This window comes from Pedobacter chitinilyticus, assembly GCF_003313385.1.
Lineage (GTDB): Bacteria > Bacteroidota > Bacteroidia > Sphingobacteriales > Sphingobacteriaceae > Pedobacter > Pedobacter chitinilyticus.
On sequence record NZ_QMHN01000001.1, the window covers coordinates 33,921 to 59,247 of the forward strand.

General features: G+C 37.8%; 22 protein-coding genes. 6 read left to right on the forward strand and 16 right to left on the reverse strand.

Going from position 1 to position 25,327, the window contains the following annotated elements; all coding sequences use genetic code 11:
- Positions 1-116: 116 nt before the first annotated feature.
- Positions 117-1,040 carry an AraC family transcriptional regulator gene (locus DUT70_RS00140; protein ID WP_113645232.1) on the forward strand — a complete coding sequence of 308 codons (924 nt, stop codon included), beginning with the start codon at positions 117-119 and terminating at the stop codon, positions 1,038-1,040.
- A gap of 53 nt (positions 1,041-1,093) precedes the next feature.
- Here the strand turns inward: DUT70_RS00140 and DUT70_RS00145 are convergent, their stop codons facing one another.
- The 12 genes from DUT70_RS00145 to cmk all read right to left on the reverse strand — a co-directional run bounded on the left by DUT70_RS00145 (position 1,094) and on the right by cmk (position 16,162).
- The gene (locus DUT70_RS00145) at positions 1,094-1,279 is read right to left on the reverse strand and encodes a hypothetical protein (protein ID WP_113645233.1); all 186 of its coding nucleotides are present in this window, start codon (positions 1,277-1,279) and stop codon (positions 1,094-1,096) included.
- 69 nt (positions 1,280-1,348) lie between these two features.
- The gene (locus tag DUT70_RS00150; protein ID WP_113645234.1) at positions 1,349-1,945 is read right to left on the reverse strand and encodes a hypothetical protein; all 597 of its coding nucleotides are present in this window, start codon (positions 1,943-1,945) and stop codon (positions 1,349-1,351) included.
- Position 1,946: 1 nt separating this feature from the next.
- Entirely contained in the window at positions 1,947-2,429 is a 483-nt protein-coding gene (locus tag DUT70_RS00155; protein ID WP_113645235.1) for an RNA polymerase sigma factor, read from the reverse strand.
- Positions 2,429-2,620, reverse strand: coding sequence for a hypothetical protein (locus tag DUT70_RS00160; protein WP_113645236.1), 192 nt, complete (start codon positions 2,618-2,620; stop codon positions 2,429-2,431). The genes DUT70_RS00155 and DUT70_RS00160 overlap by 1 nt, the downstream gene beginning before the upstream one ends.
- 243 nt (positions 2,621-2,863) lie before the next feature.
- Entirely contained in the window at positions 2,864-4,537 is a 1,674-nt protein-coding gene (locus DUT70_RS00165) for a beta-N-acetylhexosaminidase (protein ID WP_113645237.1), read from the reverse strand.
- Between the two features lie 154 nt (positions 4,538-4,691).
- On the reverse strand, positions 4,692-6,113 hold the full coding sequence (locus tag DUT70_RS00170; protein WP_113645238.1) for a S41 family peptidase: 1,422 nt from the start codon (positions 6,111-6,113) through the stop codon (positions 4,692-4,694).
- A gap of 99 nt (positions 6,114-6,212) precedes the next feature.
- A complete protein-coding gene (rpsA, locus tag DUT70_RS00175; RefSeq protein ID WP_113645239.1) occupies positions 6,213-8,144 on the reverse strand; it encodes a 30S ribosomal protein S1 in 1,932 nt (643 codons plus the stop codon).
- A 705-nt stretch (positions 8,145-8,849) separates the two neighbouring features.
- Positions 8,850-12,311, reverse strand: coding sequence for a pyruvate carboxylase (locus tag DUT70_RS00180; RefSeq protein WP_113645240.1), 3,462 nt, complete (start codon positions 12,309-12,311; stop codon positions 8,850-8,852).
- A 309-nt stretch (positions 12,312-12,620) separates the two neighbouring features.
- The gene (locus DUT70_RS00185; RefSeq protein ID WP_113645241.1) at positions 12,621-13,082 is read right to left on the reverse strand and encodes a hypothetical protein; all 462 of its coding nucleotides are present in this window, start codon (positions 13,080-13,082) and stop codon (positions 12,621-12,623) included.
- Between the two features lie 5 nt (positions 13,083-13,087).
- Positions 13,088-13,915 carry a 3-keto-disaccharide hydrolase gene (locus DUT70_RS00190; protein ID WP_113645242.1) on the reverse strand — a complete coding sequence of 276 codons (828 nt, stop codon included), beginning with the start codon at positions 13,913-13,915 and terminating at the stop codon, positions 13,088-13,090.
- A 72-nt stretch (positions 13,916-13,987) separates the two neighbouring features.
- Positions 13,988-15,469 carry a TPM domain-containing protein gene (locus tag DUT70_RS00195; protein WP_113645243.1) on the reverse strand — a complete coding sequence of 494 codons (1,482 nt, stop codon included), beginning with the start codon at positions 15,467-15,469 and terminating at the stop codon, positions 13,988-13,990.
- Between the two features lie 12 nt (positions 15,470-15,481).
- Positions 15,482-16,162, reverse strand: coding sequence for a (d)CMP kinase (gene cmk, locus DUT70_RS00200; RefSeq protein ID WP_113645244.1), 681 nt, complete (start codon positions 16,160-16,162; stop codon positions 15,482-15,484).
- A 2-nt stretch (positions 16,163-16,164) separates the two neighbouring features.
- Between cmk and arfB the strand changes: the two genes are divergently transcribed.
- Positions 16,165-16,632 (forward strand): alternative ribosome rescue aminoacyl-tRNA hydrolase ArfB, encoded by a 468-nt coding sequence (gene arfB, locus DUT70_RS00205; protein ID WP_394342335.1) that lies wholly within the window; start codon positions 16,165-16,167, stop codon positions 16,630-16,632.
- 122 nt (positions 16,633-16,754) lie between these two features.
- Here arfB and DUT70_RS00210 read toward each other — a convergent pair whose 3' ends face one another.
- Both DUT70_RS00210 and lon read right to left on the reverse strand, forming a co-directional pair.
- The gene (locus tag DUT70_RS00210; RefSeq protein WP_113645245.1) at positions 16,755-17,708 is read right to left on the reverse strand and encodes a lipid A deacylase LpxR family protein; all 954 of its coding nucleotides are present in this window, start codon (positions 17,706-17,708) and stop codon (positions 16,755-16,757) included.
- 3 nt (positions 17,709-17,711) lie between these two features.
- A complete protein-coding gene (gene lon, locus DUT70_RS00215) occupies positions 17,712-20,177 on the reverse strand; it encodes an endopeptidase La (RefSeq protein WP_113645246.1) in 2,466 nt (821 codons plus the stop codon).
- Positions 20,178-20,468: 291 nt separating this feature from the next.
- Here lon and DUT70_RS00220 point away from each other — a divergent pair, with 291 nt between their 5' ends.
- The gene (locus tag DUT70_RS00220) at positions 20,469-21,095 is read left to right on the forward strand and encodes a tetratricopeptide repeat protein (RefSeq protein ID WP_113645247.1); all 627 of its coding nucleotides are present in this window, start codon (positions 20,469-20,471) and stop codon (positions 21,093-21,095) included.
- Positions 21,096-21,105: 10 nt separating this feature from the next.
- Here DUT70_RS00220 and DUT70_RS00225 read toward each other — a convergent pair whose 3' ends face one another.
- Together DUT70_RS00225 and gpmI are read right to left on the reverse strand one after the other, a co-directional pair.
- Positions 21,106-21,633 (reverse strand): hypothetical protein, encoded by a 528-nt coding sequence (locus DUT70_RS00225; RefSeq protein ID WP_113645248.1) that lies wholly within the window; start codon positions 21,631-21,633, stop codon positions 21,106-21,108.
- Between the two features lie 22 nt (positions 21,634-21,655).
- Complete coding sequence (gene gpmI / locus DUT70_RS00230) at positions 21,656-23,176, reverse strand: 2,3-bisphosphoglycerate-independent phosphoglycerate mutase (RefSeq protein ID WP_113645249.1); 1,521 nt, start codon at positions 23,174-23,176, stop codon at positions 21,656-21,658.
- Positions 23,177-23,314: 138 nt separating this feature from the next.
- Here gpmI and DUT70_RS00235 point away from each other — a divergent pair, with 138 nt between their 5' ends.
- The 3 genes from DUT70_RS00235 to plsY are packed head-to-tail and all read left to right on the forward strand — an operon-like array spanning position 23,315 to position 25,311.
- The gene (locus DUT70_RS00235) at positions 23,315-23,713 is read left to right on the forward strand and encodes a DUF4783 domain-containing protein (protein WP_240431983.1); all 399 of its coding nucleotides are present in this window, start codon (positions 23,315-23,317) and stop codon (positions 23,711-23,713) included.
- 49 nt (positions 23,714-23,762) lie between these two features.
- A complete protein-coding gene (nadC, locus tag DUT70_RS00240; RefSeq protein ID WP_113645251.1) occupies positions 23,763-24,605 on the forward strand; it encodes a carboxylating nicotinate-nucleotide diphosphorylase in 843 nt (280 codons plus the stop codon).
- A 58-nt stretch (positions 24,606-24,663) separates the two neighbouring features.
- A complete protein-coding gene (gene plsY / locus DUT70_RS00245; protein ID WP_113645252.1) occupies positions 24,664-25,311 on the forward strand; it encodes a glycerol-3-phosphate 1-O-acyltransferase PlsY in 648 nt (215 codons plus the stop codon).
- Positions 25,312-25,327 lie beyond the last annotated feature (16 nt).

The following is a 25,327-nucleotide window of genomic DNA, read 5'->3' on the forward strand; positions in this document are numbered from 1 at the left end:
AAAATAGTTTCAACCGATAGCACTATTGTTTCAGGTAATGTAATAGAATTGAAATAATGATATATTTACTTAACAAAAGAACTAATAACTCGTTATTGGAGTAAAGGGGGCGTAAAATGAACCACAAACTTGATTTGGTAAAGTTAAGCAGCGAATCAAAGCTGCAAACATTGGTAGAAAACAGAACATCGTATAGTTTGGAAAGATGTGAGCTAAGTGTTTTTGAAACCTATACAGAGTCGTACAAAGTGCCCTTAACTTTTAATGATTTTGTAATTACCAGCATGTTGCGTGGCAAAAAGGTAATGCACCTTAATGAAAAGAAGGAATTTGAATACCTGCCAGGCGAAACAGTGATTGTGCCTCCTTCTGAAACCATGCGTATCGACTTTCCAGAGGCCACAGATTTTAATCCAACACAGTGTATTGCTTTGGCCATTGATAATCATCAGATCAAACAAACCATTAGATATTTGAATGAGTATTTTCCTAAAGAAAGTAGTGATGAGGAATGGCAGCTTAATTATGATGAGTACCATTTCTACAACAATGAAGAAATTGCCTACCTCATCAATAAAATCATCAAGGTTTGCTCGGATACTTCTAGAGAAAAAGATGTGTTGGCTGACTTGACTTTGAAGGAGCTTTTGGTGAGGATCATGCAAACCCAAAACCTGAATGTTTTAAATGGAGAAGCTGCTACTCATAACCCATTGGCTTATGTGATTGGTTATATTAAATCTAACCTCAACGAAAAAATCAGTATCGAAAGCTTAAGCAACAAAGCCTGCATGAGTAAGGCTACCTTTTATAGATTGTTCAAAAGAGAATTAGGAATCAGTCCTAACGATTTTATCTTGACGGAGAAGATGAAAAAGGCTAAGGAAATGCTGTTAAAACCTGGAATTAAAATAGCCTCTATTAGCTATGAACTGGGTTTTAGTGATGCCAATTATTTCATCAGGACATTTAAAAAAGTAGTAGGGATGACTCCTGGAGCATTTCAGTCGCAAAGCATGGTGTCGAGGTTAAGCTTTTAAGAAAAAAGCGTAGCATTTACTGCTACGCTCCACACAAATCATTTAGTTCGTTACTAAAATTTTTTTTCTTTTTTAAGGTTTTCTTCGTTCCTATAGTAGTCATAAAGACTCCAGATTAATAAAATGATGCCTAAAGCTAATAATGGAAATTTTACCCAGTCGGCTCCATCGTTAAAGCAAATTACAGTGATGAACAAGACTACTACGCTCAATCTTTCTTTGTTTTCTATGGTTGTCATAATGTGCTGTTTTAAAGTTTATACTGCATTAGTATAAGGAAACAGAAAACGTTACAACATTTTATTTTTTTATGAAAGCTCCTGTATTTTTGCTTTTAAATCCGCTATTGGTTTTTTGAAAATGCTCCTGTTCATCAATCGTCCTAAAATGATAATTAAAATACCTACTGGAATGAGAATATAAACTTGGGTAAGAAAATTGGATTGGGTTATCACATTGTCGAAAGTTTTGTGAACAGCAAGTTGATAGCACAATAGTCCAATAGGAGCGGCAATTGGTGCGGTAACATAGCCCCATAAATTTTCTATTGATAATATTTTGGTAATGGCCTTTAAATTACCTTCCAGTACTTGTTTGGTGCTCGATGAAAAGTCGATGCTGGTTTTGATTTTCCGAAACTGAAGTACTGCAAAAAATCTAAAAATCTCATATAAAACGAAAACGCCTATCAATACAATTTTTAAATCTCTTTCGGCAAAAAGGGCTAAAGCCAAAATGGGTAAGTCAATGATTCTGATCCATCTCAATTTCCATTTGAGTTTAAAAGTTAAATCCTGTAAAAGACTTTTCGATTGGCTATCCAAGTTGAATTTCGAAACTAATTCATTTTGTTTTGCCGCCAGCACCTCAGCCGACATTTGTTGCCATTCTTGTTGTAAATCCATTTTATTTTTGAGTTAAAATAGTAGTCAATTGTTGTTTAATACGATGAAGTTTAACGGTAGTGTTGCCTTTGGATAACCCCATCATTTCGCTGATTTCAGTATTGTCAAAGCCGTCAAGATGTAACATGATGATACTTCGGTCTATTTCTGCCAATTGTTTAATGGCACGATATAAAAAATCAGCTCTTTCCGAGAGTTCTGCTAGTTCAAAAGCTATATGCTCTTGTAGGGTGGTACTCTCTTTGATTTGATTGGCTTTTTTACGCTTGCTCAGAAAGGTGAGTGCTACATTTAGGCTAATTCGGTAAAGCCAAGTTGAAAATTTTGCTTTGCCTTCAAATCTTGAATAAGCACTCCAACTTTGCAGTACAATTTCCTGATAAAGGTCTTTACGGTCCTCAAAATCGTCAGCATATAAGTTGACCACCTTGAGGATAATTCCTTTATGTTCTTCAATCTTTTGGAGATAAGCTTTCTCGGTCATTATTTCTTTGCCTTTGAAATTCGATTGGCTTTAAATTCATGGTATAGTTGAACTGCTACAATGATAAAAGAAATAGTTGCGACTGCCAACATTGGATACTTCAATATTGGTGGCATTTCTGTAGTTGACAGAATAAGGATAAGAAAAGCTGTTAAAGCAATTTTGCTAGGTTTTTTCTCTGTTGTGCTCATGTTTAAACTGTTTAATTTGTACAGTTAGTAAGCAGTAGCACTGAAAAATTACAGAGAATGAAAAAAAATCTAAAAGTAGTAAGGTTGTCTAAATCCGATAACAGGTAGTTTAAGTATTAGATTTTAACCTTTGCGTCACCTTGCGAAACCTTCCAAAACCTTTGCGGTTAAATTTATTTCTCGCAAAGAAAAGAAGAGTAACGCTAAGAGCGCAAAGATTTTTCGTTATGGTGAAAAATAGATTTAATTCGCAGCTGGATTAAGGTATCTTTTACTATAAGTAATCCCCATTAAATCGTAGCGTTTAAACTGAGTTTTCAATCTATTTAAAAAGTCTGCATAGTTCTTTTGCTCTTTTTGTGACCATTGGATTTCGCTTAGTGCATCCATTCTAGGGAACAACATATATTCAACTTTGGCAGGGCTGGCAATATATTCCGACCATAAATTACCTTGGGCACCCCAAATGTATTTTGCCTGCTCTGCATTAAGCTCTGCTGGCACAGGCTCGTAGTTGTAAACGGTTTCAAGTGGTAAGAATTTATTAGCCGCTAAACTATCCTCTTTCATAAATTGCTTATGATTAAGGTATAGTTTTTCTTCAGGGCTCATCACTACTTTTTGTTTAACTTTTGCTGCGGCAATGCCACCTTTTTCGCCACGCCAGCTCATTACCACTGCATTTGGAGCTAGGCCCCCATCTAAAATCTCATCCCAGCCAATAATGGTTTTGCCTTTGCTGTTCACAAATTTCTCAATACGGTGAATGAAATAACTTTGTAACGCCACTTCGTCTTTGAAGCCTTTCTCCTTCATGATTTTTTGGGTTTCGGCAGATTGTTTCCACCACACTTTTGAAGCCTCGTCGCCACCAATATGGATATAGGGAGAAGGGAATAAGTTCATCACTTCAGTAAGCACGTCTTCTAAAAAGGAGAATGTTTTGTCGTTAGGTTGAAAAACGTTGTTGTATTTGTTCATCATTCCCCAGGTTTCAGCCACTTTGTAGGGCTTGTTGGGTTCAGTACCAAACTCAGGATAAGCAGCCAATGCAGCCATGCTATGTGCTGGCATTTCAATTTCGGGGATAATGGTAACATATCTATCGGCCGCATACCTAATCACCTCTTTAATTTCCTCTTGGGTATAGTAACCACCATGACGGATGCCATCTGTTTTAATCACTGCATTGGCAGGAGTAATTTTAACATCATTAGGTAAAACCTGGTATTTAATATTTTCATTTCCCTTTCCAGGCCACAATCCGATAATGCTTCCATTGCGCCAAGCACCAATTTCAGTCAATTTGGGATACTTCTTAATTTCTATGCGCCATCCGTGGTCATCAGTTAAATGCCAGTGGAAATAGTTCATTTTACGCATAGCCAAATAATCGATGTATTTTTTAATGAAATCTATATCAAAAAAATGACGGCTTACATCCAAGTGCATTCCGCGATAAGCAAAACGAGGATAATCGGTCACTATTACAGCTGGTATGGTTAAAGTGGCCGCTTTTGTAACAGGCAATAATTGGATTAAAGTTTGAACCCCATAAAAAACGCCACGGTTCGATGTGCCAGTTAGAGAAATGTTTTGTGAAAAAACACCTAATTCATAAGCATCATCAAATTTGTTGATGCTGGTGTTAACACTTAAAGAAATATAGTTTTCTGTAGGTTTAACTGAGGTAATGGTCAATTTAAATTGCAGATACTGCTCTAGGTAATCATTAAAGAAAACTGCGGCGCTTCTAAGCGAATCGTTCTCGATAACAATTCTGGTTTGGGTATTAATACTAAAACCTTTTTGTTGAGATTCAACTTTCAAGGATACTGGTTTAGGAATGATGTTTACTTGTGCTATTGCGCATACGGAAATCAAGGACATTAATCCTGCTAATACAATTCTCTTCATATTCAAAAATAGTATTTATTTATAAGTCTCCAATTATACACTGAATGTTTTTGAGTTTTTATGCGGTTTTGTGCGTAATTTTTAATTTAACGATTTAGTAGAGAAATATTCAGCAAAAAAATGGAGTAGTTGTTAGCTACTCCGTATATGATGTTTATTTATTAGTTAATACGCTTTCTGTGAATTTAATCCATTCGTTGCTTTTCACGGTATTATCGATGTAATAGTCAGGCTGAAGGCCAATATCATCTACTACCATTCCTGGTATGCGATAGCTTTTAGATAATCCATAGTACAATTCAAAATCTGCACAAGGGAATTTAATGATGTTAACGTTTGAAATATCCAACATGCCAAAAGTAGTGACACCAAATAATTTTACTTTTTGACTTTGTTTTGCGGTAAGTAGGAATTGTTCGGTAGTGCTTCCATTGCCTTCATTGATTAAAATGCCAACTTTTTGAGGGCAGTTGTATACGCTATCTTGCTTGCTGATACTTACGGGTTGTCCGTTAAGACTAACAAATTTCCCTAAAGATTGCTCTAGCAAATCATAAAATCCTTTAAAGCGCTTTCTTGAGGCCTCATCAAAATCTGGATTGTTTGCTAAATCTAGCATCCTTTGATTATTCAGTTTGGTTGAGAGGAACTCAACTCCAACATTGCGTACTGGGTTGGTATATAATAAGGGAAGAATTTCTTTAAAGCTGGCATCGCTACCACCACCGTTATTTCTTACATCAATAATTAAATTGCGAGTGCTCGAAATAAGCGCCTTGTTTGTTTTGATTACACTATCGATAGCTTTCTTTTCACTAATTTCAAAAGAGGGGATACGAAGCACTAAAGTGTTTGCATTAATTTTTTCAAGAAGAGGTTTTTGTGTTTTTAGTAGTTTGAGGTTTAGCTCCGTGTCTGGATCATTTTGTAAGACAGGAAAAGTTCTGGTGAAACTAAATCTGCCAAGCTGCAAGCCATTTTGGCCTTCTAAAATTGGATTGGCAAAGTTTTCTCCATCTTTATTTTTAAGGTAATATATACCGCCTTTGTCGTCAAATTTCGTTTTTAGTTCTTTAATTTTCCAATTGTCGGCGGTAGTTTCAATAATAAAACCAACATATTTATCGCCTATTTTCTTTATTCCGATTTTATAGGGTTCAGAAAACCATATCCCTTCAAAGCCTGGTTCCTTTTTAGTGCTAAGATATTTTTCAAATTGTTTAATATCTACCTTTACGATTTCTAAAGCCTCTGTATTATTTTTTTTAGTAATGTTTGAGCTGTCTGTACCATTAAAGCTCACCCCAATGTGGCCTTGTCTAAAAAACCTTACCCATTGGTTTAAAAGTTGCGCGCAGGCTTTATTGCTGGGTAGGTTTTTGATTTTCTCAAGGTAGGATTTATTATGGAGTTCATATAGATCTTTTCCTTTTTTAGATAAGATGTACTGAAATCCTGCATCGTTTTCTTCGAAAGTTTTTTTCATCCAAAGAAAACTGGTTTCACAATTACAGTTTTGGGCATTTACACTATTGGCAACGAATAGTACGGCTAAAAATAAATATAGTTTTTTCATGATTTTATTTGAGAGCTGCGAATTTAAGGTTTTTAGGAATAAAAAAAATCCCGATAACTTTCGCTATCGGGATTTATATTTATAGGTTGGTTAAAAGAATTAGCCCTTAGCTTTTTTCTCTTCGCCTTCCATTTGTGATTTCAATTGAGCCAATACATCAAGATCACCTAATGTTGATTTCTCTACTGAATCTTTCACTTTTTTAACGGCTGTGTTAGCTGCTTTAGCTTCTTTTTTCTTAGTAGCTCTCTCTTCAGCAACAACCTCAGCTTTAGCTTCTTCCCAGATACGAGCGTGAGAAACTACGATACGTTTAGCATCTTTGTTGAATTCAATGATTTTGAAGTCAGCAGTTTCTTCAGCTTTCAAAGTAGTACCATCTTCTTTAGCCATGTGTTTTGTTGGAACAAAACCTTCAACGCCATATGGTAATGCAATTACAGCACCTTTATCGGTTACTTTAATTACAGTTCCTTGGTGAATTGAATCTAAAGTGAAGATTGTCTCGAAAGTATCCCAAGGGTTTTCTTCCAATTGTTTGTGACCTAAAGATAATTTGCGGTTGTCAACATCAAGTTCTAAAACTACCACATCTAAAGTATCACCAACTTTGGTAAACTCGTTAGGGTGATTGATTTTTTTGCTCCAAGAAAGATCAGAAATGTGAATTAATCCGTCAATTCCTTCTTCAATTTCAACAAATACACCAAAGTTAGTCATGTTTTTAACAACAGCTTGGTGTTTGCTTCCAACTGGATATCTTTCAGCAACATTTTGCCAAGGATCTTGAGTTAATTGTTTAATACCCAAGCTCATTTTGCGCTCATCGCGGTCTAAAGTTAATACTTCAGCTTCGATTTCATCACCAACTTTCAAGAACTCTTGTGGAGAACGTAAGTTTTGTGACCAGCTCATTTCTGAAACGTGGATTAAACCTTCAACACCAGGGATGATTTCTAAGAAAGCACCGTAATCTGCAACAGTTACAATTTTGCCTTTTACCTTAGAACCTACTTGAATAGCAGTATCTAAATTCTCCCAAGGGTGAGCAGTTAATTGTTTCAAGCCTAAAGCGATACGTTTTTTCTCATCGTCAAAGTCTAAAACAACCACGTTGATTTTTTGGTCTAATGCCAATACTTCTTTTGGATGCTCTATGCGGCCCCAAGAAATATCAGTAATGTGTAATAGACCATCTACGCCACCAAGATCGATGAATACACCGAAGTCAGTGATATTTTTAACAGTACCTTCAAGTACTTGTCCTTTTTCTAATTTAGAAACGATTTCTGATTTTTGTGATTCTAGATCGTCCTCAATCAATACTTTGTGCGATACTACCACGTTTTTGAACTCATGGTTAATTTTAACCACTTTGAATTCCATAGTTTTACCTACGTAAACATCGTAATCGCGGATTGGTTTGATGTCGATTTGAGAACCAGGTAAGAATGCCTCAACACCCATGATGTCAACAATAAGACCACCTTTAGTACGGCTCTTAACAAAACCGTTGATGATTGTGTCGTTATCAAGTGCTTCGTTGATAAGCTCCCAAGAACGTTGGGTTTTAGCTCTCTTACGAGATAAGATTAATTGGCCATTAGCATCTTCAGGTGCTTCTACAAACACGTCAACTTTATCGCCAATTTTCAAATCAGGTAGATCTCTGAACTCAGAAGCAGAAACTAAACCGTCAGATTTGAAACCTACGTTTAATACTACGTCTTTGTTGTTGATAGATACTACAGTACCAGAGATGATTTCACCTTGGTTGATTTGATTGAAAGTATCGGTATACATTGCTTCAAACTTTTTACGGTCTTCGTCATTGTAGTTACCAAAAACTTTGTCGTCTGCATCCCAGTCAAAATCTTGATCTGGAGTTGCCAATTGTGATTTGATCTGCTCGATCGATACCGAATCAGCTTCTGACTCGATAGTTTCTTTTTGGTTCAAACGGGCGTCTGCACCTTGCAATTCGGCTGTTTTAGCCTCTAGTTCTTTTTCTGCTACTTGTTTTTTAGCCATTAATTAATTATCTCCTTTTTCCCTGTTAGGGACGGCAAAGGTACGGATATTTTTAAAAAACCAAAACTATTTTGAAATAAATATGGCTGATATTTAATGGATTAAAATTTGCTTTAAGGGTTTTTAGGTCTTTTGCGTGTCCCATCGTCTGGAACTTATTTAAAGATATATTCTTTTTTGGAAAATCAAGTTAGTAATCAATGGCAAATACAGCCCCGCTATCCGCTGCAATCTTTTTGTCAAGCTTTTGCTGTTATTCCGAGGAACGAGGAATCTACTTCTGTAATGCTTTAGTCTGTAGATTCTTCGCTACCGAATAGTCGGTACAGGTGCGCTCAGAATGACATAAAACAAAAAGTATTTTCGCTGCTATCGGGTTTAAATAACTCAAGACTGTATAAAAAGCAAACTTTGCGTTCTTAGCGTAACGCTTATTTTTCTTAGCGGTTATTTTTATCACCGCGAAGGTTTGTAAAGAACCGCTAAGAACGCAAAGACTTTGCAACCTCATAAGTTTTACGAACCGTAGATTTCCCTTTGCGCCATGCCCATTAAACCTATGAGGGTTTATTAACTTCTTGCTGTCATTCCGAGGAACGAGAAATCTTTTTTAAGTGATGCTTTAATATTGAGATTCTTCACTACGCTCAGAATGACAAAACGTTTAAAGGGCAAGCCTTCGAGGTTTTCCTCCAAAAGCCATATTTACTCCAGTTCTATCACCATATCATTCTGGTCCACCATTGTATTCGCGCTTAACACTACTCGCTTCACCTTGCCCGCAGAAGGCGAAGATACCGTACTTTCCATTTTCATCGCTTCTATTACAAACAATGGCGTGCCAGATTTAACCTCGTCTCCTTCTTTAACCATTACACTAGCTAGGCTGCCCTGCAGGGGTGCGCCAATTTGTTTGTTCGGGTCAGTTGCCTTTTCATGGATCGGCTTTAACGAAGTAATCGAGTTGTCCTTTATTTTTATGGTTCGGTTAGTGCCGTTAAGTTCAAATGTTACCGTACGCAAACCCTCTTCATCAGCACTAGATACATAAATAAGCTTCACATGGATCACAATACCTTTCCTCAATTGAATGCGCAACTCTTGTCCAGTTTCTAGCGGATAGAAAAACGCTGGGGTAGGAATTTCAGTCACTACGCCGTAATTCTCTTTATGATGGTAATATTCATCGTATACCTTTGGAAACATCTCATACGAAAGATAATCCAAGAAACTGCTTTCTGGATATTTTTCATAAAACCCATTGCTCGAAGCCGTAATGTCTACATCAGGTAACAGTTGCGCTTTAGGGGCGGGTATTTCTTTTTCATTTCGTAGCACAATATTCCTGAGCTTCTCTGGAAATCCGCCAAATGGCACGCCTAAATCTCCCTTAAAAAAGCCTACTACCGAGGCAGGGAACGAGTGATTTTGGTTTTCGTCAAGCACATCATCTGCACTCAAACTATTTGCAGTCATAAATAATGCCATATCACCAACCACTTTGCTACTAGGCGTTACCTTCACAATATCACCAAACAATTGGTTAACTGTGGTGTAATTCTCTTTAATTTTAGCAATCTGATGCCCTAAACCAACACCTTCCGCCTGTTGACGCAAATTCGAATATTGGCCGCCAGGTATTTCGTTGTCATAAACTTCTGCTGTAGACGATTTCAAATCAGATTCGAAAGGATAGTACATTTCCCTTACCGCTTCCCAATAGTTACTGTAGTCGTTTAAGCTTTTAATGTTCAATTGGTTTTCGCGTACATTTCCTTTCATCAAAGCAGCCATAGAATTTAAGCTTGGTTGCGATGTTGTTCCACTGAAGGAGGCCAAAGCGCAATCAATACTATCAATGCCTGCTTCAATCGCTTTTAAATAGGTGGCAATTTGAGTACCTGCTGTATCGTGCGTATGCAACGCAATAGGAATATTTACATTTTCGCGAAGTGCAGGAATCAATACTTCAGCAGCATTTGGCTTTAATAAACCTGCCATATCTTTGATGGCCAACATATGAGCGCCCGCATCTTCCAGTCTTTTCGCTAAATCTACGTAGTAATTAAGGTTGTACTTATTGTGGTCTTTCCTCAACACATCGCCAGTATAGCATAAACATGCTTGGGCGATGGCTTGCGTATCTTCTGAAACATATTTAATGGCAGGCAACATTGATTCGATGTTGTTAAGTGAATCAAATATCCTGAAAATATCGATGCCGTTTTCCCAAGCTTTGGCCACAAATTGTTGGATAATGTTACGCGGGTAGGCCGAATAACCGACAGCGTTACTGCCTCTAAATAACATTTGTAACAAAATGTTTGGCATGGCTGCTCTTATTTTTTGGAGTCGTTCCCAAGGACATTCATGCAAAAAGCGTAAGGCAACATCAAAGGTGGCACCGCCCCAAACTTCTGCTGAAAAGATTTCTGGATTTTCTAAGGCGAAACCATCGGCGACCGCCAAAATATCTTTAGAGCGCATGCGGGTAGCCACCAACGATTGATGGGCATCCCTAAAAGTAGTGTCAGTATATTGAATTTGCTGACCTTCCCTTATTTTCTGTAGGAAAGCGGTTCTGCCAATCTCTGTCAATAGGTCTTTAGATCCTTTTGGATGCTGCCCTGTAAAATTTGTAGATGGTATGATTGGTGTCCTGAACTTTTTGTTAGGCTCAAAGTTTTTCACATCAGGGTGGCCATTAACTTTGATATTCCCTAAATAGCGAAGGAGCTTGGTTGAGCTATCCTTTAGTTTTTTGACTTTAAAAAGTTGTTGATGTTGGTCGATGAAGTTAACGGTACATTCGCCTTTGATAAACTTCTCATGAGTAATTACATTTTGGAGGAATAAGATATTGGTAGTTACGCCCCTGATTTTAAATTCAGATAGTGAACGATGAAGCCTTTTGGCTACGCTGGATAAAGTTCTACCACTAGCGGTGACCTTTACAATCATCGAATCAAAGAAAGGGGATATTTTCATGCCTTGGTAAGCACTGCCTTCATCCAACCTGATTCCAAATCCACCAGCATTTCTGTAGGCGATTAAAGTTCCATAATCTGGCTTAAAACCATTTTCTGGGTCTTCTGTGGTGATACGGCATTGAATAGCAAAGCCATTGATGTGCACACTCTCTTGATTGGGAATACGTATTTTCGGGTCCGAAAGTGATACGCCTTGAGCAATTAGCAATTGGTTTCTTACAATATCAATCCCCGTAATTTCTTCGGTTACAGTATGTTCTACTTGTATTCGAGGGTTGACCTCTATAAAATATACACGGTTGTCCTGGTCAACTAAAAACTCCACGGTACCCGCATTATTATAATTTACCGCTTTGGCAATAGCAATGGCATAACCGTAAATTTCATCTTTCGTTTCTTGGGGCAGGTTAGGGGCGGGGGCTATTTCTACCACTTTCTGAAAACGGCGTTGCACCGAGCAATCTCTCTCAAACAAATGGACAATATTGCCATAGTTATCGGCCAGTAACTGTACCTCGATGTGTTTGGGCGCTTCAATAAACTTTTCAATAAAAATAGTGCCGTCGCCAAAAGCTTTGAGCGCTTCACTTGAAGCTTCTTTAAATGAGGAAAGCACGGTGTCTCTTTCCCTCACTACACGCATACCTCTACCTCCGCCACCAGCAGCGGCCTTTAAAATGACCGGAAAGCCAATGGCTTCGGCTTTTTTCAACGCACTTTGCTCGTCCTTTGGATCAAGGATGCCATCTTCAATCACAGGAACATTGATGGATCTGGCTAATGTTTTTGCTGCAATTTTGTCCCCCAGTTGTTCCATCACTTCAGGGCTAGGTCCTACAAAGATGATTCCTTCCTCCCTGCACCGCTTGGCAAAAGTTACATTTTCACTTAAAAAGCCATAACCTGGATGTATGGCATCTACATGATTGTTTTTTGCAACATTAATGATAGCTTCAATATCGAGATAAGGTTTTAGCGGCTCATTATCCTTCCCAATCTGGTAAGCTTCATCTGCCTTGTAGCGATGTAGGGAATACCTATCTTCAAAAGTGTAAATGGCAGTCGTTCTAATGCCCATCTCTGAAGCGGCACGTAATACTCTAATCGCAATTTCGCCTCTGTTTGCTACGAGGAGTTTTTTAATGATTTTTTGTTCATTGGTAGTGTTTGTGTTCATGTTTTTTACAGGTTTAATTAAAATGTCTGGCCATTTTTCAATAGCTTAAGTCCAGATTTTAATAGATAAATTATTGGTTAGACGCTGGTTTTTACAGCTTTACAAATTTTATCAATTAAAACGTGAAAAACAATGTTTTTGTAAAAAACTTGTTACCTCTTTTTGGAGTGACGTTTTTGGATTTTTTCTAGAGATAAAAAAGAGCGATAGAATTGAAGTCCATCGCTCTTTTAGTTGGGTTTGAAATTTATGTTTCAAATGAACCACATAGGCACATAGAAAACTTAATAGTATTAACTTACTCAGAAATCAAGCTATTTTAATCAGATTTTTTTCTTCGGGTGTAAGATTTTTTAATTGTACGGTCACATTAGTAGAAGTGAAGCCAGATTCTCCAAATTCAATATATACGTCACCATTAAAAGAATGTAGGTTGAATCTTTTGATGGCACCGTGTCCTAAAGCGATCTTGCTTTCTATGAAGATTAAATTTGAATACAGTTTTTGTTTGCCGATTTTACGAGAAACTATAATTGTTAAGGCGTTTTCAAGAAAAATTAAATCACATTTTGTAAATAAGTATTTGCCATTTTTTAATCCTGAAGTACTCGTTTCACAAGTTACATCAGTTTTTTCGAGGAGTATTTTGTCATGATATTTTTCACGAATAAAGGTGAGCTGTTTTAGAACATCCTTATGGTTATTTTTATATGAAAAGAAAATGAGTAATGCTAGTGTTAAAGGAAAGATGATAATTGGTATTGCTATCATAGCAGTTATTTTCTTAGTTCCTCTAAAACCTTTTCCAGTTTCTTTTTATCACTAACATAAGGTTGCAAATCAAATAATTTCACTACCCTAAATTCAATAGGGTGACTTTCACTTTGTAACGCAATATATCCGCCAGTTAAAGCTTTGCCATCTTGTTTTATTTTTGGATCGAAATTACCCACGCCACCACCGCCAATTTTTGGATGGGTATAAGTTAGGACGGTATCTCCGTTAATGATATGCTTGATGATAGAATCGCCCAATACCAAAAACTCGGCAGTCACCCATTGTTCGCCATGGTAAGTTTTTGAAGTGCTGTTTAAACAGTGTGGCGTAAACAAGCTGTCTCTAATTTCAATCGTAGTTCCAGGGGTGCAAACATTCCCCGTCGGACGTTCGTCTTTGCCATTTCCACCTAAAAACTGACCTTCTATAGAGATGGGAAAATTTTGCTCTTTGAGCATGGTTGCAGGATCTTGAGAATGCAGCATCGCACCACTGTTTCTTAATGCCCATTCTTCACCGCCTTTTGCTTGTTGGCCCACAAATCTGTATTCTACCTTTAAGAGGTAATTGGAGAAGGGCTTTTTGTAGAAAATATGTCCGTATTGCTTATCAAAATTTTCATAACCATCATATTTCACCTTCATCAATCCTTTTTCTACATAAAAAGTGTTGCCAAAATTCTCATTGTATTCATGTTTGGCAATTTTAATGTTCCAATCTTTAAGATCTTTTCCGTTAAAAAGATTGATCCAACCTTTTTGGGCAAAACCATGAAATGAACTGAATAATAAAAAGGTAAGGAGTGGGAGTTGAAATTGTCTAAGCATCTTAATTAGAATTACGTTTAAAATCAGAAGTTTCTAAGATAAGGTAACGATGTTAAACTTACAACAGCTAGTTTACCAGCTGCCGCCAGATCCACCGCCGCTACTACTGCCGCCACCCCAACTGCCCGATGATGAAGAGGACGAAGATGATGAAGATGATGACGAAGACGAGGAGGAGCTTGTACTGCGAACAAGTTTACTGAGGACTACGGCACCTAAAAATATTTTATGCTTGCAAAACTGACAGATTTGTACACGTTCTGCTTGGCCAGCACTGCTATATGTAGCCGCTTTAATGGTTTTTACTTCGGGCTCAGCTAGTGTAGTAAAATGGCATTTTTCGCAACGGATATAGTGAAGCGCTTTTTCCCCTGGCCATTCCACAATTTTTACTTCATTGGGTTTGTTGCCAAGCCAAATTTGATAGGTTTTGGCCTCTATAAGTTCCTCTTTGTATTGGCCTTCGCTCAAATAAGGTTTACCATTGCTGTTTTTGTTGCGGTCTACCCTGTGGTAATTTTCGAAACCCTCTGGCGCAATCAATTGTTGTTTTAGCGCTTTGTTTTTATTGTATTGCTTCAATAGGCCAATCAGTGAAAGTGGTGCAAAAGGGATAAAAAAAAGCATTTTGTTGAGATAGACCTGCATAGCTTCGAGGTAACTGGCCACGTCTACATGCTGACTTTTGATCACTTTTCTGCCAGTGTTAAAACGCATGGTAAGTATTAGTGAGGCAACCAAAGCTAATGTCCAAGGAAGATATTTTAGATCAAATACCTTAAACACATTTAGCTCAAGGGAAACGAAAAAGAAAATGCTAGCAAAAATTGCAAAAAAGATAACAAAGCATCCGATAACAATACTTTTAGCTTCGAAATCATCTTTTTTGATTGGTCTGTTTGCCTTGGGTACAATACGTTTGCTAAACCTAAATAGCCCGAAATATCCTAAAATCACTAAAGCAATGGCGATTAAACTTGTGCTATTTCGATCAATAAAGGTTGGCGATTTAGGTAGGATAGAGTTCAGTTCGGCAACGCCGTCAGGACTACTCAATACTTGCTCAATCACTTTTGAAGCAGCTATAATCCCTTGTCCGTAATCCCCTTCTTTAAAATCTGGGACCAACGCTCTTTCTCCAATTTGTTTTAAGCGAACATCAGGAAGCAGACCTTCAATACCAGAGCCAGTAATGAAACGATATCGTCTCCGATCTTTCGCCACTAAAAGCAATAAGCCGTTGTTAGCTCCTTTTTTGCCAATGCCCCAAGTGTTAAAGAGGGTATAGGCAAAATTAAAATCATCATCCTGAGCGGTAAAATCACTAATGACTACAATGGCATATTCCACTTTGCCTGTGGCTTCTATCCGCCTGGCAATTTGGTTCAGTTCATCAACCTCACTATAGGTTAAAATCCCATCAGGATTGCTTACATATTGATCCTGCCCTTCTTGTTTAGGATCTGGAATTTGCGCTACCGTGTATTGCCTTGCCCAGGCAGTAAGTGTAAGAAAACTTAAAATTACTATCGTATAGATTTTCGTTTTAAGCATCTCAGTAAGAAATTAATGTGGTAAAAAGGGAGTTACTTTTTCTAATGCAAAGTTCAGTTGTTCTTCTTCCGTAATATCGGTGTTGTCAAGAATAATCGCATCTTCTGCACGGGTTAATGGGCTTTCCTCTCTAGTCGTGTCTGCATAATCGCGGTGTGCCAAATTTTCAAACACTTCTTCTAGCGTAATGTTTTGGTCACCTTTGGCCACCATTTCTTTGTATCTGCGTTCTGCCCTGATTTTAGGATCTGCAGTCATGAAGAATTTTACCTGTGCATCTGGAAAAACCGCAGTACCAATATCTCGGCCATCCATCACAATATTTTTGGATTTGCCCATGCGTTGTTGCTGTTTCACCATCTCCTGACGAACTTCTTTAATGGCCGATACAGGGCTCACTGCTTCTGAAACTGGCATTAATCGAATTTCTTCAGAAACTTCCTCGCCGTTAAGGGTAATATGAGACTCGTAATCTTTCGAATGGAAATTTAGCTCAATATGTTGTAGGGCATCAATAATGGCATCGTGGTTTTCCAAATCTACGTGGTTACGTAAAAAATACAAGGTGATTGCCCTGTACATGGCGCCACTATCGATATAAATAAAGCCTAATTTTTTAGCTAAGGCCTTTGCCAACGTGCTCTTTCCACAAGATGAATAGCCGTCGATGGCTATTACCATATTTTTTCTCATACTTGGCAAAGATAATACTGTTGAGTTTACTTAATGAAATTAAAGCTACATTTGTTGATATGTTACCAGATCAGTCAGAAATACTAAAAGTTGTTGGCTTTAAAACATCAAGAAGTGGGGGGAAGGGAGGACAGAATGTCAATAAGGTTTCCAGCAAAGTAGAGTTGATTTTTAATATTGATGATGCCTATTTTTTCTCCGAAGATGAAAAACAACGGTTAAAAGAAAAACTTGCTGCGAGATTAGATAGCGAGGGGCTGCTGCATGTTGTTTCTCAAGAAGATAGGAGCCAGTTATTGAATAAGCAACGCACGATATTCAAATTGATGGCTATTTTAAAAGCGGGATTGGAAGTTCAGAAAGCGAGGAAAGCCACAAAAATTCCTAGAGCCGTTAAAGAAAAACGTTTGGCTAATAAAGCGCAACTTTCACAAAAGAAAGAGGGGCGAAGAAAGCTTAATTTCGATTAATCAGTTTCTCCAGTGCCTCGCGATGACGTGTATAGAATACAATTGAGATCTAAAGTAGCCACAGATACACAAATTATATAAATCAAATCTGTGCATCTGTGGCCAATCAAAAACTTCAAATATTAATTAAATCGATAATACATCGAAATGCTACCATACTGATGTGGCTTGGCACTACTCTTTATTTCTTTCGATTGAAAGATCAAACTATAATCTATCGTAAAACGAGGACTGCTATAATTGAAGCCCAACTGTTGTGAAAACACTAAAGGCTTAGTATCAAAAGTTACAGGGCTTTTGTCGTTAAACAAACTGCCTTTGATGGTAGCATCGTAAGCAACGTAGTTTAACTGAGGCTTGGCATAAAAGTAAAACTCTTTCTTTTTCAGTTTCTCCGTTTTGCTTTTATTAGCAATAGTTGCATTATAATGTGCCGAATTGAAAAGCTGATTAAGGTCTCCAGCTCTAAAAAGAATGCCAACACCTGCACCGTTATAAGTTGTTCCTACGTTGGCATAAGTGTCTAAAGTAAAATCTACAGCGTTGCTACTGTTGCGGTGTAGCAATTTGGCAAACTGAACATTGACATTGGCGGCAAAATCATTGGCAATTTGATATTCCCAGCCCTGTACTTCATAAAATCCGACAATGCTGTGTAGCAAATCTTGAGCTTCTTCACCCAGTGCATCTGGACCAACTACGCCCACATTTAAGCCAACTTTTAAAAGACTTTCCTTCTTGTAAAAAAGACTGGTTTGTACGCCGCCATATAAATAACCAGCAAATGGTCTGTCGTGGGTTTTTGGATCTGGACGGTAGCCTGAATAGGGATTGTACATTTTTTGACCTGCAGAAATTTCATAGGTAACTTTTTCTAAGTTGCCTTTTAGTTTCTCTTGGTCAAGTGCCCTTCTAAAATAGACGAAAAGACCGTTGGTATAATAACGGTCTTGACCATACCACAAATAGGCATCATTATCACTTTTAAAACCAAACTCGTTCTTATACTCTTGCGCAAAAGAACCATAAATAGTAGCTAAAATAGCAAGGGCAGCCAGAACGAGTTTTTTGTACATTTTTTAGTTGGTACTAGGTTTAGTTTTTATGCTTAAATCAATTGGGTTTTTAACCTTGTCTTTGGTTAATGCTAAGTTAATAACTTCTTGCATTTCCGTCACATAATGGAATTTTAAATCTTTGATATAATCTTCTTTGATCTCTAAAATGTCCTTACGGTTAGACTTACATAAAATGATTTCCTTGATGTTGGCACGTTTTGCCGCCAGTATCTTTTCTTTAATTCCGCCAACTGGAAGCACTTTTCCCCTCAAGGTAATTTCGCCAGTCATTGCCAAGTTCGATTTTACCTTACGTTGTGTTAGGGCTGAAGTTAAGGCCGTTAGCATGGTAATACCCGCTGATGGACCATCTTTTGGCGTAGCACCTGCAGGAACATGAATATGGATATCGAAATTGTCGAAAATGTCGTGGTCAATGCCGAATTGTTTAGAATGTGCTCTGATGTAAGCCAATGCAATTACCGCAGATTCTTTCATCACATCACCCAAATTTCCTGTTAAGGTCAATTTGCCCTTGCCAGGACTTAAGCTTGCTTCGATAAATAAGATATCACCACCTACTTGAGTCCACGCTAAACCAGTAACCACACCAGCTACTTCGTTCCCTTCGTAGGCATCTTTATCAAAAATAGGAGCGCCCAATATGCGTTCAATATCTTCGGTATCTAAATTAGGTTCATAAGGTTCGTCCATGGCAATTTTAGTGGCCACACCACGTACTAAGGAACCGATTTTTTTCTCCAAACCACGCACACCACTTTCTCTGGTATAATCTTCAATCACCTTTTCAATCAATGAATTTTTAAGTGTGATTTGTTTTGCTTCTAAGCCGTGTACCTCTTTTTGTTTTGGTAACAAGTATTTTTTAGCAATCTCTATTTTCTCTTCAATGGTATAGCCGTTTACTTCAATAATTTCCATACGGTCTAATAAAGCAGGTTGTATAGTGCTTAATGAGTTTGCGGTAGCAATAAAAAGCACGTTAGAAAGGTCGTATTCTGCCTCTACGTAATGATCGTTAAAAGCACTGTTTTGTTCTGGGTCAAGTACTTCTAGCAAAGCTGATGAAGGGTCGCCACGAAAATCGGAACCTACTTTATCAATTTCATCCAATACAAACACAGGGTTATCGGCACCAGCTTTTTTAATAGACTGAATGATACGTCCAGGCATCGCACCAATGTAGGTTTTACGATGACCACGAATTTCCGCCTCATCTCTTACACCACCCAATGCCATACGAACATATTTACGGTTAAGTGCTTTGGCAATAGATTTACCCAGAGAGGTTTTACCTACTCCTGGAGGGCCAACCAAGCATAAAATTGGCGCTTTCATATCACGTTTTAGCTTTAATACCGCTAAATATTCGATGATACGTTGTTTTACTTTTTCAAGACCGAAATGATCCTTATCTAAAACACGTTGCGCTCTTTTTAAGTCGAAATTATCCTTAGTGAACTCATTCCAAGGAAGGTCTAAAAGTAATTCGAGGTAATTCATTTGAATAGAATAATCAGGCGCTGCAGGATTCATGCGACCTAATTTTTCCAGTTCTTTGTTGAAATGCTGGGTAACGCTGGCGTTCCATTTTTTCTTTTTACCTCGTGCTTGTAATGCTTCAAATTCCAAATCAGAAGAATTACCCAATTCCTCTTGAATGGTTTTTAACTGTTGATTAAGGAAATAATCACGTTGCTGCTTATCCAAATCAGTACGTACCTTAGACTGTATCTGATTTTTAAGTTCAAGCATCTGCAACTCTTGCGTAAGCAATTCCATTACCATTTCGGCACGTTTGCGCAAATTGCCCATTTCAAGCATGCTTTGCTTGTCGGCCATTTCGGCATTCATGTTCGAAGAAATGAAATTGATCAGGAAAGAAGTGCTTTCGATATTCTTTAAAGCAATACCTGCTTCACTTGGAATATTTGGCGAAAGCTGTATAATTTGGCTCGACATCTCTTTGATGGCCGCTACCAAATTTTTAAACTCCTTATCGTTTTTATGCTTTGTTTCGGTAAACTTAGCCACCACCGCTTTAATAAACGGTTCGGTTTGTACTTCCTGTACCAGTTGGAAACGTTGCTTGCCTTGTATAATTACCGTGGTATTCCCATCAGGCATTTGCAGCATTTTAATGATGTTGGCTACCGTACCCACGCTATGGAGCTGGTCAAAAGAAGGATCTTCAATAGAAACATCTTTTTGGGCCACTACACCAATCACTCTATCACCTTTGTAGGCTTCTTTAATCAGTTTTATTGATTTATCTCTACCAACTGTAATTGGAATTACCACGCCAGGAAACAAAACAGTGTTTCTCAAAGGCAGGATAGAAAGTATTTCGGGAGTATCTTCGTTGTTCATGTCGTCTTCATCTTGTTGCGACATTAACGGGAAAAACTCGGTATCTTCGTTTATAATGGGTAAAGTATTAAAATCAAACGGGTCTTGTTTGCTCATTCAGTTTGTATATTAAAATTGGGCGACATTATGACAGCATCGCCACATTAAATTTATCAAATATATTGCAGGGCTAGTAGTTTCAACTCCTGTGCCAAAAATCATATTTGAAGGTCACAAAACAGTTGTCATAAAAAAAGCGGTAAAAAAGTCATGTGAAATAAATCTATTTAATAAAAATCATATTTAGCATAATTGTTCGTTTATTGATATTATTGCACAATAAAAGTAAATTGGTACAACATTTTTAATTTTACAATTGAGTACGTAGATTTACCTAAAACATTTTTAATGAAATTCCTTACAAAATCTTATCTATTATTATTCGCTATTTCATTTGGGCTGCAAGTTCACGCTCAAAGCAATTACGAGAAACAGGGTACACAGGCGTGGATGAAAGGCGATTTTAAAAACGCTGTCGTTTTATTAGAAAAAGCCGAGAGTAAGGACCCTGGCAACATTAATGTACTTAAAATGTTGGGCTATTCTTATTTCCAAAATGCAGATTTTGAAAATGCGATTGCTGCCTATACACGTTTAATTGCCGTAAAACCTACAGATTATTCTGCCTATTACTATCGCGGAAAAGCCAGATTGAATATTGCCAATGCGCCTAAAGAAGCTTTAAACCAAATGCGTGATAGTTTTTATAATGCAGCCATTAAAGACTTTTCAAAGGCCATGGAAATTAGCGGAGAAGAGGACGTTCAAATTTTGCAGAATAGGGGCGTAGCCTACAAGGACTACGGTATTTTTAAATCTTACAAGATTAAAAAGTCAGCAGAAAAAGCTGCTTGTGTAGCACTTTTCAATAATTCTATCGCCGATTTTCAAAAAATCTTGACGATGCAGCCACTTAAAAAGGATGTCATTTCACTGATTGATTATGTGAAGGCGCAAATTTCTAGTTTGAAGTAAGAGGAAAAGGCTACTTGCTGAAAATACCTACTACTCGGTAAACTTTTGGTGCCAGTAGCTTTATTTTTTGAGAACTTTGCACCATGTAAAGACTGTCTGGATAGTAAATAAGCGTATCTACTGCAGTGTAAAGTCGGTTTTCAGAAGATTTATAGATTTTAATGCTGGTGATTTGATTGCCAGCTTTAAAAATCTCAAGCTTTTTTACAGGGATTTTTTCATTTGCCGTGGTGTAAGCTACGCCGTTGTCCATTTGCTTAATAGCAAACTCACCACGCCATGAGGCTTTATTGATATCGGCAGCTTCAAATACCGCCAACTCGTTTTTCCAATTGGTTATTTTGACAGCTTTCTGCTCGGCTTCTCCTTTGGTAAATACTTGTTTACTTACTAAAGGCTTCTTTTTTTGCAAGCGATTTACTTCCTTTTCAAAATAACCTTTTAAATCAAAATATAAAAGTGTACCTGCGCTTTTATGCTCTCGTTTTACACAAGAGAATAAACAAAGCACAAGTACACTTAAAATGTATTTTTTCATCTATTGATAAATGATGGTTGCATTATACCAAACAATTGCCTGTCATAATTTCAGGAGCCGGTATGCCCATGATCTTTAATACCGTAGGGCCAATATCACCCAGTTTACCATCGGCTATTGATTTGTAATCCTTGTCGATTAAAATACAAGGAACCAAATTGGTGGTGTGCGCTGTATTTACCGAACCATCTTCATTTAGCATAAACTCAGCGTTACCGTGGTCGGCAAGAATGATAAATGAATAACCATTTTCAATGCCTGTTTGGATGACTGCTTGTGCACAAGCGTCAACGGTTTCTACGGCTTTAATTACTGCTTCGAAAACACCAGTATGACCTACCATGTCAGGGTTAGCGAAATTTAAACAAACAAAATCTGGCCATTTGCTTTCTAGTTCCCTAATAATTGCCTCTGTAATTCCTGCTGCACTCATCTCTGGTTGTAGATCGTAAGTTGCCACTTTTGGAGAAGGAACTAAGATCCTTTTCTCATTTTCAAATTCCTTTTCTCTACCACCAGAGAAAAAGAAAGTCACGTGAGGATATTTTTCTGTTTCTGCTATTCTGATTTGGTTTTTGCCATTGGCAGCTAAAACCTCCCCCAAAGTATTAGTTAGGTCGTCTTTGGTGAAAACTACGTTTACATTTTCAAAACTCTCATCATAAGTAGTCATGGTTACGTAGTACAAAGGTAATTTGTGCATGCCTTGCTCTGGGAAATCTTTTTGACAAAGTGCCTGAGTAATTTCCCTACCCCTGTCGGTACGGTAATTAAAGCAAATCACTACATCGCCCTCTTTAATGGTCGCTGTTGGATTGCCTAGCTCATCCACAATCACCATTGGTTTGGTGAATTCGTCGGTAATGCCTTCAGCATAGGAATGTTGAACAGCTAACTCTGGATTGGTAAATTTCTCACCAATACCATTTACCATCACATCGTAAGCCAATTTCACCCTTTCCCAACGGTTATCTCTGTCCATAGCGTAATACCTACCCACTATACTGGCAATTTTACCTGTCGATTTTTCTAAATGTCTATCTAATGTATTAATGTAATTTAAACCTCCGTTAGGGTCGGTATCTCTACCATCCAAAAAGGCATGAACAAAAACATCTTTTAAGCCATTCTCCTGTGCAGCATCACAAAGGGCCATTAAATGGTTAATGTGAGCATGTACGCCACCATCAGAAACTAACCCAATAAAATGGACGGCTTTATGGTTGGTTTTGGCGTAAGAGAAAGCATTTAACAAGGTCTCATTACTGTGTAAACTCCTGTCGGCAATGGCTTTGTTGATACGTCCAAGTTCTTGGTAAACGACACGTCCAGCACCTAAGTTCATATGGCCCACTTCCGAATTTCCCATTTGTCCAGCAGGCAAGCCTACGGCTTCACCAGAAGCTTCAAGTTTTGAGTTAGGGTAATTAAGCAGTAGCGAATCGAAGAAAGGAGTGTTGGCGGCATAAGCGGCGTCAGATTTATCTTTACGTCCATAGCCCCATCCGTCAAGAATTAACAGTACCAATTTTTTAGCTTCCATTTATTATCGTTTTGTTTTATCCTATGTTTTACGTTGTTTTGCAAATATACTTGAAATTAAGCCCTAAACCCAATATTTTATATTTAAAAACGGATTAGTGGCATAGTTTTGGCGGTACAAATGTTTTAGTTTTTAAGGATGATGTTTAAATCTATACTTGCGCTCATGGTGATGTTTTTGCATTTTCAGCCTCAGGAGGCTATGCAAGGCGATATTGCTGATGAATTGGCAACGAATTTTAAGCAGGGCAACTCGAAAGAAATTGCCAAGAGCTTTGCGTCGTCCATTGAACTCATCATTATCGATCAGGAAGATGTCTATAATAGAGCACAGGCCGAGCAAATTCTTAAAGATTTTTTTCTGAAAAATCCACCTAGTAAAGCCAGCATTATTCATAAACTCAGCAACAACCCAAATTATAGGCTTACCATTTTGTCTCTCACGACAAAAACTGAAAAGTTTAGGGTAACGGTAACCATGAAAAAGTCTTCTAACACTTTTCAAATCACCGAGTTGAGGATAGAACCCGAGAGATAGTTCCTTATTAATATGCTTTTTTGCTATTTTTGTGGCAAATCATATCACATTGGATAAGAAACTAACTGATCTATTTATAAAAAATGCAATTGCCGAAGATGTTGGAGATGGCGATCACACCTCCTTATCTACTATTCCACAAGGTACACAGGGCAAAGCTAAATTAATTGTAAAGGAAGAAGGGATTTTAGCAGGCATTGAATTGGCGCTAGAAATCTTCAATCAAATAGACAACACTTTAAAGGTAGAAGTTAAATTACATGATGGCGAGAAAATAAAGCCAGGCGATATTGCTTTTACGGTAAGTGGCAGCACACATTCCATTTTATTGGCCGAGCGCTTGGTGCTTAATTGCATGCAGCGAATGAGCGGCATCGCTACCCAAACAAACCGCATTGTAAAACGTTTAGAAGGATACAAAACAAAGGTATTGGATACCAGAAAAACCACTCCTGGACTAAGGTATCTAGAGAAATGGGCAGTGAGAATTGGTGGGGGTGTAAATCATCGTATAGGATTGTACGATATGATTTTAATTAAAGACAACCACGTGGATTATGCGGGAGGAATTAAAAATGCCATTACTCAAGCCAACGATTATCTAAAAACCACTGGGAAAAAACTACAGATAGAAATAGAGGTAAGAAATTTGGATGAATTGCAGCAGGTGTTGGACATTGGTGGTGTAGACAGAATTATGCTAGATAATTTTGAACCAGCTTTACTTAAACAAGCGGTAGCAATCATCGACGGAAAGTTTTTAACTGAAGCATCAGGCGGAATTGTGGAAGAGAACGTGGCAGATTATGCTGCTTGCGGGGTTGATTATATCTCGATGGGCGCCCTAACGCATTCGGTAAAAAGCTTAGACTTGAGTTTAAAGGCTTTTTAAATGCATAGAGATTTTGTAAACATTCCAAAAGCAATTTTTTTAGTATCATTGTAGAAAAATGATTTCAATCTATTCCATTTCTGCGCTTATTGCAGCCTATCTTTTAGGGTCAATTCCTACAGCGGTATGGCTTGGGCAGGCTTTTTACGGTGTAGACGTTAGGGAGTACGGAAGTGGTAACGCTGGTGCAACCAACACTTTTAGGGTGCTAGGTAAAAAACCAGGTATCGTGGTAATGACCATCGATATTTTAAAAGGTTTTACCGCCACTAAACTAGCCTATTTGATAGGCTTGTCTGTTACTGGACCAAAATATTCGGCACAATTTGTTAATTACGAATTAGCACTCGGCGTAATTGCCGTAATGGGACACCTTTTTCCAATTTTTGCTGGTTTTAGAGGCGGGAAAGGTGTTGCGACGCTTTTCGGGATGGTTTTGGCCGTTAATCCTTGGGCAGCATTGTTGTGTGTAAGTGTGTTCGTCACCGTGTTGCTTATTTCTAAATATGTTTCCTTAAGTTCAATTTGTGCTGGATTTACTTTCCCATTGGGCACAGTTTTTGTATTTCAATCCTCTGTAAAAGCCGAAGTACTCTATAGTATATGTGTTTGCGTACTGATATTGGTGACGCATCAAAAAAATATAGAGCGTTTACTTAAAGGGAAAGAGTCAAAAGTCTATCTCTTCAAGAAAAAACAGGGCTAGCACAAATAGCAAAACA

Coding starts and splice junctions, on each gene's coding strand:
- DUT70_RS00140 (WP_113645232.1), top strand. CDS start 117: ATGAACCACAAACTTGATTTGGTAAAGTTAAGCAGCGAATCAAAGCTG.
- DUT70_RS00170 (WP_113645238.1), bottom strand. CDS start 6,113: ATGAAAAAACTATATTTATTTTTAGCCGTACTATTCGTTGCCAATAGT.
- lon (WP_113645246.1), bottom strand. CDS start 20,177: ATGAGCAAACAAGACCCGTTTGATTTTAATACTTTACCCATTATAAAC.
- plsY (WP_113645252.1), top strand. CDS start 24,664: ATGATTTCAATCTATTCCATTTCTGCGCTTATTGCAGCCTATCTTTTA.
- DUT70_RS00150 (WP_113645234.1), bottom strand. CDS start 1,945: ATGGATTTACAACAAGAATGGCAACAAATGTCGGCTGAGGTGCTGGCG.
- DUT70_RS00180 (WP_113645240.1), bottom strand. CDS start 12,311: ATGAACACAAACACTACCAATGAACAAAAAATCATTAAAAAACTCCTC.
- DUT70_RS00155 (WP_113645235.1), bottom strand. CDS start 2,429: ATGACCGAGAAAGCTTATCTCCAAAAGATTGAAGAACATAAAGGAATT.
- gpmI (WP_113645249.1), bottom strand. CDS start 23,176: ATGGAAGCTAAAAAATTGGTACTGTTAATTCTTGACGGATGGGGCTAT.
- DUT70_RS00195 (WP_113645243.1), bottom strand. CDS start 15,469: ATGCTTAAAACGAAAATCTATACGATAGTAATTTTAAGTTTTCTTACA.
- DUT70_RS00160 (WP_113645236.1), bottom strand. CDS start 2,620: ATGAGCACAACAGAGAAAAAACCTAGCAAAATTGCTTTAACAGCTTTT.
- DUT70_RS00235 (WP_240431983.1), top strand. CDS start 23,315: ATGATGTTTAAATCTATACTTGCGCTCATGGTGATGTTTTTGCATTTT.
- DUT70_RS00145 (WP_113645233.1), bottom strand. CDS start 1,279: ATGACAACCATAGAAAACAAAGAAAGATTGAGCGTAGTAGTCTTGTTC.
- DUT70_RS00190 (WP_113645242.1), bottom strand. CDS start 13,915: ATGCTTAGACAATTTCAACTCCCACTCCTTACCTTTTTATTATTCAGT.
- cmk (WP_113645244.1), bottom strand. CDS start 16,162: ATGAGAAAAAATATGGTAATAGCCATCGACGGCTATTCATCTTGTGGA.
- rpsA (WP_113645239.1), bottom strand. CDS start 8,144: ATGGCTAAAAAACAAGTAGCAGAAAAAGAACTAGAGGCTAAAACAGCC.
- DUT70_RS00210 (WP_113645245.1), bottom strand. CDS start 17,708: ATGTACAAAAAACTCGTTCTGGCTGCCCTTGCTATTTTAGCTACTATT.
- DUT70_RS00185 (WP_113645241.1), bottom strand. CDS start 13,082: ATGATAGCAATACCAATTATCATCTTTCCTTTAACACTAGCATTACTC.
- DUT70_RS00225 (WP_113645248.1), bottom strand. CDS start 21,633: ATGAAAAAATACATTTTAAGTGTACTTGTGCTTTGTTTATTCTCTTGT.
- DUT70_RS00220 (WP_113645247.1), top strand. CDS start 20,469: ATGAAATTCCTTACAAAATCTTATCTATTATTATTCGCTATTTCATTT.
- DUT70_RS00165 (WP_113645237.1), bottom strand. CDS start 4,537: ATGAAGAGAATTGTATTAGCAGGATTAATGTCCTTGATTTCCGTATGC.